Below are 12,129 nucleotides of genomic sequence, written 5' to 3'. Positions count from 1 at the left end.
CGCCACTGGCTGCTCAGGCAGTCGCGTATGTAATACCGGAACGATTGACTCGCGCCCCAAGGGGTTGGGCGCGTTTAGGACTGCTTGGAGGTCTACTTGGACAAGAACATGAAAATCCTCATCGTTGACGACTTTTCGACGATGCGGCGGATCATCAAGAACCTGTTGCGCGACTTGGGGTTCACCAACACCTCGGAAGCCGACGATGGCGTTACTGCATTGCCGATGCTGCAAAGCGGCAGCTTCGACTTTCTGGTGACCGACTGGAACATGCCTGGCATGACCGGTATCGACCTACTGCGCGCTGTGCGTGCCGACGACCGCCTCAAGCAGTTGCCGGTGCTCATGGTAACCGCCGAAGCCAAGCGGGAGCAGATCATCGAAGCGGCCCAGGCCGGCGTCAACGGCTATGTGGTCAAGCCTTTCACCGCTCAGGTGCTGAAAGAAAAGATCGAAAAGATCTTCGAGCGCGTCAACAGCTGAACTCCGCCACGGGGGCACCATGGAGCCTAAGAATTCATCGATGGGGGACTTTGAGTCCACCCTGAAAAAACACGCCCATGAGTTGGTCGAACGGTTGGAACAAGGAAAGTTCGCCGATGCCGTCGAACTGATCCATGAACTGAACCAGGCCCGCGATCGTGGTCTGTATCAGGAGGTTGGCAGGCTGACGAGGGAGCTGCACAGTGCCATCGTCAGCTTTCAGATCGACCCGCGGCTTTCCGATGCCAGCGAAGCCTCGCAGATCACCGACGCCACTGAGCGCCTTGACTACGTGGTTCGCCTTACCGAGCAAGCCGCCAACCGTACCATGGACCTGGTCGAGCAAAGCCTGCCAGTTGCTCACGAGTTGGGCGATTCGGCCAAGGCGCTGCGCGCTGATTGGCAGCGTTTCATGCACAAGGAGATGGGTGCAGACGAGTTCCGGGAGCTGGTCAAGCGCGTAGACGGTTTTCTGTCGCACAGCGAGACCGAAGCCACGGCACTGTCGAGCAAGCTCAACGACATTCTGCTGGCGCAGGATTTCCAGGATCTCACAGGCCAAGTCATCAAACGGGTGACCGGGCTTGTCACCGAAGTTGAAAGTAACCTGCTCAAGCTGGTGCTCATGGCCAGCTCGGTCGACCGTTTTGCGGGCATTCGCCATGACCGCGACGAACTGGAACGCGAAAAAAACAAGGAAAAATATCCCGATAGGGGTGAAGGTCCGCAGATTCATGCCGATAAGCGTGAAGACGTGGTATCCGGCCAGGACGACGTTGACGACCTGCTGTCGAGCCTGGGCTTCTGAGCCCAGGGTAACGACGGTGTTCTGGGCAGGGCGGGTTCATCTGAAACCACAGCCGGGCCGTACATAAAGAATTCCAGGGAGCACCCACATGAGCTTCGGCGCCGATGAAGAAATCCTTCAGGATTTCCTGGTAGAGGCCGGCGAGATCCTCGAGCAGTTGTCCGAGCAGTTGGTCGAGCTGGAGAGCCGGCCCGACGATGCGGACCTGCTGAACGCTATTTTCCGCGGCTTCCATACTGTCAAGGGGGGCGCGGGCTTCCTGCAGCTCAACGAGTTGGTTGAGTGCTGCCATATTGCCGAAAACGTGTTCGACATCCTGCGTAAGGGTGAGCGCCGCGTGGACGCTGAGCTGATGGACGTAGTGCTTGAGGCACTGGATACCGTCAACAGCATGTTCGGCCAAGTTCGCGAGCGATCCGAGATCACCCCGGCCAGCCGGGAATTGTTGCAGGCGTTGTCGCGGCTGGCAGAGCCCGCTGGTGCCGCGCCCCAGCCAGAGCCCGCTTCTGCGCAAGCGTCAGAGCCTGCGCCTGAGCCTGTACAGGCCGCTGCCTCGGATAAGATCTCCGATGCTGAATTCGAAGCCCTGTTGCACTCGCTCGACAGTGAGCACGCTGCGGCCGAGCCCAAAGCTGCTTCAGGCGCCGAGACACCCGCCGACGAGATTACCGATTCCGAATTCGAAGCCCTGCTCGATCAGCTCCATGGCAAAGGTCAATTCGCAGCTGACAAACTGCCTGCCGATGCCGCATCGCCGATGGTCAGTGCCGAGCCTTCCAGTGACGAAATCACCGACACTGAGTTCGAAGCGCTGCTCGACCAGTTGCATGGCAAAGGCAGCTTCGCCGCCGACAAGCTTGCCGGGAATGCCGCACCCGCTTCATCTGCAGCCCCCGCAGCGGCGGCCGCGAGCCCAGCACCTGCACAAGGTGGTGATCTGATCACCGACGACGAATTCGAAAACCTGCTCGATGAGCTGCATGGCAAGGGCAAGTTCGTCGCGCCTGCTGCGGCAGCGGCCGAAGCGGTGGCCAGCCCTTCGCCTGCAGCCAAGCCCGTGCCAGCGCCCACGCCAGCACCGGCTGCCAAGCCTGCACCGGCGGCCGCCGCACCCACACCGGCCCCGGCGGCCCGAGCCGCTGCACCGGCGGGCGACAAGCCGGCCGCCAGCGAAGCGGAAACCACCGTGCGTGTGGACACTGCGCGCCTCGACGAGATCATGAACATGGTCGGCGAGCTGGTGTTGGTGCGTAACCGCCTCGTGCGGTTGGGGGCCAACAGCGGCGACGAGGCCATGGCCAAGGCGGTGTCGAACCTGGACGTGGTGACCGCCGACCTGCAGACCGCGGTGATGAAAACCCGGATGCAACCGATCAAGAAAGTCTTCGGCCGCTTCCCGCGCCTGGTGCGAGACCTGGCACGCCAGCTCAAGAAAGAAATCAACCTGGAGCTGGTGGGCGAAGAAACCGACCTGGACAAAAACCTGGTCGAGGCACTGGCCGACCCCTTGGTGCACTTGGTGCGCAATGCGTGTGACCACGGCGTGGAAACTCCCGAGGAGCGTGAAGCGTCCGGTAAGGTGCGCAGTGGCCGGGTGGTGCTGTCGGCCGAGCAGGAGGGCGACCATATCCTGCTGTCGATCTCCGACGACGGCAAAGGCATGGACCCTAACGTGCTGCGTGCCAAGGCTGTGGAAAAGGGCCTGATGGACAAGGACGCGGCCGACCGCCTGAGCGAATCGGACTGCTACAACCTGATCTTCGCCCCTGGCTTCTCTACCAAGACCGAAATCTCCGATGTGTCCGGTCGTGGTGTGGGCATGGACGTGGTGAAAACCAAGATCGCCCAGCTCAACGGTTCGATCAACATCCACTCGGCCAAGGGCCAGGGCTCGAAGATCATCATCAAGGTGCCGCTGACCCTGGCGATCATGCCGACGCTGATGGTAATGCTGGGCGACCAGGCATTCGCCTTCCCGCTGGTGAGCGTGAACGAGATCTTCCACCTGGACCTGTCGCGCACCAATGTGGTCGACGGCCAGGAGGTGGTCATCGTGCGTGACAAGGCGCTCCCGCTGTTCTACCTCAAGCGTTGGCTGGTACACGACGGCATTGCCGAAGACGAGCAGCGCGAGGGCCACGTGGTAATCCTCTCGGTCGGCACCCAGCGCATTGGCTTTGTGGTCGACCAACTGGTGGGCCAGGAAGAAGTGGTCATCAAGCCTCTGGGCAAGATGCTGCAAGGCACCCCGGGCATGTCCGGCGCCACCATCACTGGCGATGGCCGCATCGCGCTGATCCTTGACGTGCCCAGCATGCTCAAGCGCTACGCCTCTCGGCGCATCTGAAATCCTCGGGGCCGGCCCGCTGCCGGCCCTGGGTAATGGAGTGAACAATGGCAGTCAAAGTCCTGGTGGTGGACGATTCGGGTTTCTTCCGGCGTCGCGTCTCGGAGATCCTCGCGTCTGACGGCACCTTGCAGGTCGTCGGCACCGCTACCAATGGCCGGGAAGCCATCGATCAGGCCCTGGCGCTAAAGCCCGATGTGATCACCATGGACTATGAAATGCCCATGATGGACGGGATCACTGCGGTGCGGCATATCATGCAGCGCTGCCCTACGCCGGTGTTGATGTTCTCCTCGCTTACCCACGAGGGCGCGCGGGTGACTCTCGATGCGCTCGATGCCGGCGCGGTCGATTACCTGCCCAAGAATTTCGAAGACATTTCGCGCAACCCGGACCGGGTCAAGCAGCTGCTGTGCGAGAAGATCCACACCATCGCGCGCAGCAACCGTCGCTTCAGTGCATTCTCAGCGCCATCAACGCCTACGGCTGCACCCACCCCTGCGACGGCGCCGGCGCGCAGCCCAAGCGCCGCCCCGGCTCCTCGGCCAGCGGCCGCGCCAGCCGGCCGCACGGCGCAGCCAGCACCTGCGGCACCCAGCACTCCGCCCAAGCGCAAGGCCTATAGGCTGGTGGCGATCGGTACGTCCACCGGGGGGCCGGTGGCACTGCAACGGGTGTTGACGCAACTGCCTGCCAATTTTCCCGCGCCGCTGGTGCTGATCCAGCACATGCCGGCAGCGTTCACCAAGGCGTTTGCCGAACGCCTCGACAAACTGTGCAAAATCACCGTCAAGGAAGCCGAAGATGGTGATCACTTGCGCCCCGGCCTTGCCCTGCTGGCGCCGGGCGGCAAACAGATGATGGTCGATGCCCGCGGCATGGTGAAGATCCTGCCGGGCGATGAACGCCTGAACTACAAGCCTTGCGTGGACATCACCTTTGGCTCGGCTGCCAAGTCGTTCGGCGACAAGGTACTGGCTGTGGTGCTCACCGGCATGGGTGCCGATGGCCGCGAAGGCGCGCGACTGCTCAAGCAGGGTGGCAGCCAGGTGTGGTCACAGGATGAAGCCAGCTGCGTGATCTACGGCATGCCCATGGCCATTGCCAAAGCCGGCCTGGCTGATGCGGTGTACAGCCTCGATGACATCGGCCGCCACTTGGTGGAGGCGTGCCACTGATGGATGTTCTAAGCCTGATCGGTGTCATTCTTGCCTTCGTCGCTATCATCGGTGGCAACTTCCTCGAGGGCGGGCACTTGCCGTCGCTGGCCAACGGCCCAGCGGCCCTGATTGTGCTGGGCGGTACCCTGGCTGCTGCGCTTCTGCAGACGCCAATGGGCGCTTTCAAGCGCGCTGTCGGGATACTTCCCTGGGTGTTCGTACCGCCGCGCGTCGACCTCGCCAGTGGTATCGACAGGGTGGTGGGCTGGAGCCTGGTGGCCCGCAAAGAAGGCCTGCTGGGCCTGGAAGGCGTAGCTGACAGCGAGCCGGACCCCTACGCCCGCAAGGGGCTGCAGCTGCTGGTGGACGGCGCCGAACCCGAACTGCTGCGTGGCGTGCTGGAAGTCGACTTTCTGACGCAGGAGGCCCGTGACCTGGCGGCAGCCAAGGTGTACGAGTGCATGGGCGGCTATGCCCCTACCATCGGTATCATCGGGGCGGTGATGGGCCTGATCCACGTGATGGGAAACCTGGCCGATCCTTCGCAGCTGGGCAGTGGTATCGCTGTGGCCTTCGTCGCCACGATCTACGGTGTTGCCTCGGCCAACCTGATCCTTCTGCCGGTGGCCAATAAGCTCAAGGCCATCGCTGCCCGCCAGGCTCGCTATCGGGAGATGCTCCTGGAAGGGCTGTTGTCGATCGCCGAAGGCGAAAACCCACGTTCGATCGAACTGAAGCTGCAAGGCTTCATGGGGTGAATTGATGCGTCGCAGGCCTGCAGAAGAGCACGAAAATCACGAGCGCTGGTTGGTGTCCTACGCCGACTTCATTACTTTGCTGTTCGCGTTTTTCGTGGTGATGTACTCGATTTCCTCGATCAACGAAGGCAAGTACAAGGTTCTCTCGCAGACGCTGGTAGGTGTGTTCAACGATCAGCAGCGCAGCACCAAGCCGATTCCGATCGGCGAGGAGAAGCCTCAGTCCACGCAGGTCGCCGACCCGCTGGACGCGCAAAGCGACAACACCGATAGCGCCATCGGCCAAGCTGAGCCTTTGAAGATGATCGCCGATCAGGTGCGCTCCGCCTTCGGCGACCTGATCGCCAGCGACCAGATGAACGTGCGCGGCAATGAGCTGTGGATCGAGATCGAGCTCAAGTCTGGCCTGGTATTTCCCAGTGGCGATGCCATTCCCAGTGACCAGGGTTTCCAGATCATAGAGAAGGTATCCAAGGTGCTAGGGCCGTTCGCCAACCCGGTCCATGTGGAAGGGTTCACCGACAATCAGCCGATTCGCACGGCGCAGTATCCGACCAATTGGGAGCTCTCCACCGCGAGGGCGTCCAGCATCGTGCGCATGATGGCCATGGACGGTATCGACCCGCGCCGGCTAGCGGCAGTGGGGTATGGCGAATTTCAGCCGGTCGCCAGCAACGACAGCGCAGACGGTCGCGCGCGCAACCGCCGGGTGGTGCTGGTGGTGTCACGCAACCTTGAGGTCCGCCGCAGCCTTACCGCCACGGGCACGGCCAATGCCCAGCCAGATGCCGCCTTGCGCCGAGCTGGCACACAAAGTGCACCGGATGCCGCATCCCAGCCGGGCTCCGGGCGTAGTGTCAAAACCCCGGCGCCCCCGGCCAACCCGTAATTCAGAGTCAAGTGCATGAGAGTGTGGGCAATCGCCAATCAGAAAGGTGGGGTCGGCAAGACCACCACCACCATCGCCCTGGCGGGCTTGCTGGCTGATGCCGGCAAGCGCGTGGTGGTGGTCGACCTGGACCCGCATGGCTCGCTGACCAGTTATTTCGGGCTCGATCCGGATGCGCTGGAGCACAGTAACTTCGACTTGTTTCAGCACAGAGGTGGCGTACCCGACGGCTTGGCTGGCCAGTTGCTGCAGCCCACTGCTCACACCTCGATCTCGCTGATGCCTTCGAGCACCGCCCTGGCGACGCTGGAGCGCCAGTCGCCCGGCCAGAGTGGCCTTGGGCTGGTCGTCGCCAAGGCACTGGCGCAACTGTGGCAGGATTTCGACTATGCGCTGATCGACAGCCCCCCTTTGCTGGGTGTGCTGATGGTCAACGCCTTGGCAGCCAGCCAGCAGTTGGTCGTGCCCTGCCAGACCGAACACCTGGCAGTGAACGGCCTGCAGCGTATGGTCAATACCTTGGCGATGATCAACCGCTCCCGTAAACAGCCGCTGCCCTTCAGCATCGTGCCGACGTTGTTCGACCGCCGTACCCAAGCCTCGTTGAGTACGCTCAAGGTGCTGCGTGAAAGCTTTCCGCAGAATGTCTGGGAAGGTTATATCCCGGTCGACACCCGCCTGCGCGATGCCAGCCGGGCGGGCGTCACGCCGTCCCAGTTCGACCCCAAGAGCCGCGGCGTTACCGCTTATCGCGCCTTGCTCAAGCATCTGCTTGGGCAACAGCTCACCACGCAGGTGGCCTGAAATGAATCGCACCGTGGACATCGCCAAGCGCCCCCAACAGGCATTGCAAAGCTACCTGGACGGCCTGTTGCAGGAAGCCACGGAAGCGTTCGAGCCGCCTGCCGCACCTGCGGTAACCGCCGCACCTGTTTCATCGGCTGTGGCCAAAGCGAGCGAGCCTGCCACTGACCTGACCCTGGATGAGTTCCGTGCCGCAGTGCTCGAAGAGCAGGTGCGTGATGCGCGCCGTGAGCCCCTTGACGCAGCGCCGCAGCCTGCATTGATTCGCCCCGATGAGCCTCTGCCTTGGGCCCTCGCGCCTGAGGCGAGCTCGCCGGTGCTCGCTCAGGCGCTGCTATTGCCTACCGCCTTGCCGGTGGTTGAGCCTGAGCCGCAGAGCATGCCGGCGCCGGCCCCCATAGCCACGCCACCTGCGGCGGGCGAGCCGGCGGCACTACCGGCCGCAGCGCCCGCGGTGGATCACGGTGGGCCGGCGATACCGACTTTCGAAGGGCGCCCTGGCTGGGCTGCCGAACCGTTCGAGTGCCTGTTGTTCGATGTGGCGGGCCTTACCCTTGCCGTGCCACTGGTATGCCTGGGTTCGATCTTCCCGCTGGCAGGGCAGGAGCTTACGCCGCTGTTTGGCCAGCCAGAATGGTTCCTGGGCATCCTCACGTGCCAGGCGGGCAACCTCAAGGTGCTCGACACGGCGCGTTGGGTGATGCCTGACCGCTACCGCGACGATTTCCAGCAGGGCCTGCAATACGTGATTTCGGTGCAAGGTTACGAGTGGGGGCTGGCGGTGCATCAGGTCAGCCGCTCGGTGCGGCTGGAGCCGGGACAGGTCAAATGGCGCGACCAGCGCGGCCAGCGGCCGTGGCTGGCCGGTACCGTGGTCGAACATATGTGCGCGCTGCTGGATGTAGCCGCTCTGGCCGAATTGATCGCCAGTGGCGCGATCAAGCGCCAGATGCAGGAAGCCAAGGACAAGGCCGCCGCCGAGGCCCGAGCCAAGGCACAGCAGGGTAAAACCAGTAAACGATAGATCGCGCAACCGCGCGGCTTACACTGAACGACAAAACGCCACACAGGCAGCGAGGGGTTAAGGGTTATGAAGAAGTCGTCCGCTCAGGGTTCCGAAGATCCGATCCTGCAATGGGTCACCTTCCGCCTGGATAACGAGACCTATGGCATCAATGTGATGCAGGTGCAGGAAGTGCTGCGCTATACAGAGATCGCACCGGTTCCGGGTGCCCCGGCCTATGTGCTGGGCATCATCAACCTGCGCGGTAATGTGGTTACGGTAATCGACACCCGCCAGCGCTTCGGCCTGGCCTCCTCGGACGTGACCGACAACACCCGTATCGTGATCATCGAGGCCGACAAGCAGGTCGTCGGTATTCTGGTCGACAGCGTGGCTGAGGTGGTCTACCTGCGCCAGTCGGAGGTCGAAACCGCGCCGAACGTAGGCAACGAAGAGTCCGCCAAATTCATCCAGGGCGTTTGCAACAAGAACGGCGAGCTGTTGATCCTGGTCGAGCTCGACAAGATGATGAGCGAGGAAGAGTGGTCGGACCTGGAGAACCTCTGACGTGGTTTTCGAAGCTGCCGTGGTCGTGCTGGCTGTACTTTGGGTCGGCACGATCGCGCTGTTCCTGCAATACACCCGGGGCCAGCAGCGCCTGGCGGCCGAACAGGCTGCCGGCGATGCGCTGCGTGATCAGCGTATTCGTGACCTGCACAAGCGCCTGGACGACTACCAGAACGGTACCGTTCGCATGGGCGAGGCTATTCATGAACTGCGCGCGGTGGTGTCGCCGATCCCGGACAAACTGCTGCAGCTGGAGCAGCGCGACCCGGAGACGCTTTCGTTTGCGCAGGCCGCCAAGCTGGTGAACATGGGCGCCAGTGTGGACGAGCTGACCCAGGCCTGTGGGTTGACGCAGGCCGAGGCCGAGCTGATGAGGAAACTGCACGGCAACTGAGTGGCGTCAGGCACTGGCCCAGCTGTTGGCATGCCCGACCATGGCGAACCTGACGAAAGGCCATTTCTTCAAGGCGACCTGCTCGAAGAGTTGTTGGTCGATCTGGTCACCGATGATGTGTGGGCACCCCATCAAATTGATTGCCTGCTGCAGTTGATACAACCCGCTGCAGCGTTCCTTGATCACTTCGTTAAATACCAGTGGGCCGGTGGTGTCGCTCAACAGCCTCGCCCAGGCATTGAAGGCCGCGCCTTCGGTAGGCGCGGGGCGGCTCTGATAGAAATCAGGCCGTTGCCGCAGCCGCTGCATAATTCGGTCGCTGATTGCGCGCAGCACCGGGTTGCCGGCATGGCTGCCGATCAGGCTGGTATTGTAAGCGGCGTGCATCCCGAGGCCCTCGTGGTTCAGGGGGGCAAATAGCAGAAGGTCGTCTGCAGGGGCCCGCAGGGCAACGCTGGCCAGCGCGTCGGCTTGCTCAACCACGGCCCCTGCCTGGCTATGAACCATGGCTTGCCCGGCTTGCATGAGCTGGTCGTCCAGGTCCATGTACACCCCGCCTTGGTCGAACAACATCACATACCGCAAGATGTCGGCGGCCGAGGCGTAGCTGCGGCCCGGCGCGGTCAATGCTTGTGTGTAGAAAGGGTAGAGAGAGCTGTGTTCGAACTGCCTGTACCAAGGCTGATCCTCCAATACATGCACCTGAAGCTGGGCGCTGTAACTGTGCAGCAGGTCTCGGTTGCGTGCGAATGCCTGGGTATTCCAGCGGGAAAGAAACAGTTGGTAGCGGTAGTCTGCTTGGGCCAGCACGCGCCTGTTCCGCGCCAGGTTCAGCAACAGGTGATCCGGCAAGATGGCGTCGCCGACCCATAAAGAAGAAAACAAGTGGGGGATCTCTTCACCGGGTTCGGCGACCATGGCGTGAAGCTCTACCGGTAGGGCCAGGTCGATCCCCAGCGCGCGAAGGGTGGCCATGCGTTGCCGGTCACTGACGGAATGCCCGGCCTCAGTCACGGCAACTAGTGTGTCGTTGCTTGCAGGTCGATACAGGCAAGGCGTTTCGAAGGTTTCCTCGCCCTTGCGAACGAACGCATCTTCGTCAAGGTCATAGAGCACCTCGGTCAGCTGGCCGTCGATGATGGCCTGAAGCCTGTCTTGTGCAGCGCCTGGGCGTGGCGTCCTGAACACCGAGGCCGCCACGGCCGGATCACCCTGGGGTAGTGGCGGCAGAGGGTCCGGTGGGTAGAAGTAGTCGGCCAGGGCCTGGGCTTGCAGCTGCGGAGGGTCAGTTGGCCCCAGTGGGTAGCCCAGCTTGCCGTTGATGCGGGCAGGCCGTGTGAAGCCGCCAGCGCGGCCGGTGAACAATCGGCCGGCTTTGGCCCCCGCTGCAAGGGAGGAGGGCACGGCATTGAGTAGGCCAAAGCTTATAGTCTCCACCGCATTGGCTTGCTGACCGGTGTTTCGCGCAGCCAGTAGCTGGTCGATCCCCAGCCCCGCCTGAGCTACACCGCCAGCCACCAGTAAAGGTGCGATTTCAGGGATCAGCAATGCGAGAGGGCCAAGCAAGTTCAGCGTGTTAGCCAAGTAGCCCTGCCAACGCGCCACCGAGGCTTGCGCGTCGGTGGTGATCGCAAAATCGGCGTCAGCATAGCTACGGCTGTTGATGCGCTGGGCCAGGGCTTCAAACACGTCGCCCGTGAACCAGGGGCTGTAGGTATCAGGCTTGTAGTTCACATAGAGGCTGGGTGGCCACAGGCCGCTGGTGGCGAACCCTGAATGCTGGGTATCGAAATGATGAGGCTGCGGCCATACCGCCAGGCCTTTCATTACAGTGCCCAGGCCACTGAAACTCAGGCCATCCGGGTGGGCATCCATTGGAAAATGCGCCGCCAATGCAGCACGTGTTGCAGGTTGCCGGCATTGCTCAGCCACCCACTGGTGCAGTGCCGATGCGTCGGTGAATTCGTGAAAGGGAGCACTGTTGCCCGGTATGTACAGCAGCGTCGTACCGGTACTTGCGTTTTCAAGGCAGAGGATGTCGGTGGCGACATAGCCATACAGGTTGAGCTGCCGTACGGTCACCACCGGATATGGGCGATCTTCCAGCCAAAGGCTTGCCCAACTAGGGATCGCTGCAATGCCTGCAACCTGCCAGGCCAGCGTTTGCCCTGCTGCGCTCAGGCTGCCGTTACCGACCTGCCTGTTGCACGCAGCGATGAACGCGATGCGCATGGCGAGGATGTAATCCCGGCGCCTGCTGCTCCACCACTGGTTGAGCTGCTCGGTGTAGTGGGTGTGCAGGTCCAGGGTATCGATGAAATCTGTGAAGGCTTCTGCGGTGACCGGGATATGGGTTCGGCTGTTGTACTGCTGCGGCGTGGCCTGGCGATACAGGCCGTTGTACACCGACCAAGCATTGGTGTTTTCAAGATCCCAGGGGTTATGAGTGGCCGGTAGTTCGGCTACCACAAGCAGGTCGTCCGGTGGAGGCTGGCCGGCCCAAGGGCTGCGAACAAGCGTGCCGATCAGGTCATTGGCGCTCTCACCTTTCCAATGGGCCAACACAGCGTCAGGCAGCGGCGCGAGCTGTGTGACGACTGCATAGTGCTGGTCGTGGTAGCGCTGATAGTGCAGCGTGACAATGTTCACCTCGCTCGGGTCCACGGCAAGCCCAAGTTGCTTGAACCATTCCTGTAACGCAGCCACAGCAGCGTTTTGAGGCGTGGGAAGTTCAGCAATGAGGCGCTGAACGCTCTGGGTGAGGGGGGATGACGGCATGCTGGGCTCCTGATTGATAAGGAGCCCTCACGCTAGTGCGTTAACGGGGGCGGACGGGGTAAAAGTATATCCCCTTGGCGCCCGACGCTCAGGGCGCTCTCGCCGATGCATGGCAGGCCGCGGTCGCCACGGTCCCCG

General features: G+C 62.3%; 11 protein-coding genes. 10 read left to right on the top strand and 1 reads right to left on the bottom strand.

Going from position 1 to position 12,129, the window contains the following annotated elements; genetic code table 11:
* Window positions 1–108 precede the first annotated feature (108 nt).
* From F474_RS14390 to F474_RS14345, 10 genes are all read left to right on the top strand, one after another.
* Complete coding sequence (locus F474_RS14390; protein ID WP_176510723.1) at window positions 109–483, top strand: chemotaxis response regulator CheY; 375 nt, start codon at window positions 109–111, stop codon at window positions 481–483.
* 19 nt (window positions 484–502) lie between these two features.
* Window positions 503–1,291 (top strand): protein phosphatase CheZ, encoded by a 789-nt coding sequence (locus F474_RS14385; RefSeq protein ID WP_097084936.1) that lies wholly within the window; start codon window positions 503–505, stop codon window positions 1,289–1,291.
* A gap of 88 nt (window positions 1,292–1,379) precedes the next feature.
* Window positions 1,380–3,638: a chemotaxis protein CheA gene (locus F474_RS14380; protein WP_097084937.1), complete on the top strand. Its 2,259-nt coding sequence runs from the start codon at window positions 1,380–1,382 to the stop codon at window positions 3,636–3,638.
* A 47-nt stretch (window positions 3,639–3,685) separates the two neighbouring features.
* Complete coding sequence (locus F474_RS14375; RefSeq protein ID WP_097084938.1) at window positions 3,686–4,816, top strand: chemotaxis response regulator protein-glutamate methylesterase; 1,131 nt, start codon at window positions 3,686–3,688, stop codon at window positions 4,814–4,816.
* Complete coding sequence (locus tag F474_RS14370) at window positions 4,816–5,556, top strand: flagellar motor protein (protein WP_097084939.1); 741 nt, start codon at window positions 4,816–4,818, stop codon at window positions 5,554–5,556. Before F474_RS14375 ends, F474_RS14370 begins: the two co-directional genes overlap by 1 nt.
* A gap of 1 nt (window position 5,557) precedes the next feature.
* Window positions 5,558–6,445, top strand: a complete 888-nt coding sequence (gene motD, locus F474_RS14365; protein WP_097084940.1) for a flagellar motor protein MotD — start codon at window positions 5,558–5,560, stop codon at window positions 6,443–6,445.
* 15 nt (window positions 6,446–6,460) lie between these two features.
* Window positions 6,461–7,249, top strand: a complete 789-nt coding sequence (locus tag F474_RS14360) for a ParA family protein (protein ID WP_097084941.1) — start codon at window positions 6,461–6,463, stop codon at window positions 7,247–7,249.
* Between the two features lies 1 nt (window position 7,250).
* On the top strand, window positions 7,251–8,273 hold the full coding sequence (locus F474_RS14355) for a chemotaxis protein CheW (protein ID WP_097084942.1): 1,023 nt from the start codon (window positions 7,251–7,253) through the stop codon (window positions 8,271–8,273).
* 66 nt (window positions 8,274–8,339) lie between these two features.
* On the top strand, window positions 8,340–8,819 hold the full coding sequence (locus F474_RS14350) for a chemotaxis protein CheW (RefSeq protein WP_097084943.1): 480 nt from the start codon (window positions 8,340–8,342) through the stop codon (window positions 8,817–8,819).
* Between the two features lies 1 nt (window position 8,820).
* Window positions 8,821–9,213, top strand: coding sequence for a DUF2802 domain-containing protein (locus F474_RS14345; RefSeq protein ID WP_097084944.1), 393 nt, complete (start codon window positions 8,821–8,823; stop codon window positions 9,211–9,213).
* A gap of 6 nt (window positions 9,214–9,219) precedes the next feature.
* Here the strand turns inward: F474_RS14345 and F474_RS14340 are convergent, their stop codons facing one another.
* A complete protein-coding gene (locus tag F474_RS14340; RefSeq protein WP_097084945.1) occupies window positions 9,220–11,991 on the bottom strand; it encodes a dermonecrotic toxin domain-containing protein in 2,772 nt (923 codons plus the stop codon).
* Window positions 11,992–12,129 lie beyond the last annotated feature (138 nt).

Source organism: Pseudomonas sp. URIL14HWK12:I12 (genome assembly GCF_003097135.1).
Lineage (GTDB): Bacteria > Pseudomonadota > Gammaproteobacteria > Pseudomonadales > Pseudomonadaceae > Aquipseudomonas.
Note: the sequence above shows the minus strand (reverse complement) of the source record. Positions and strands in the feature narration are given on the sequence as shown.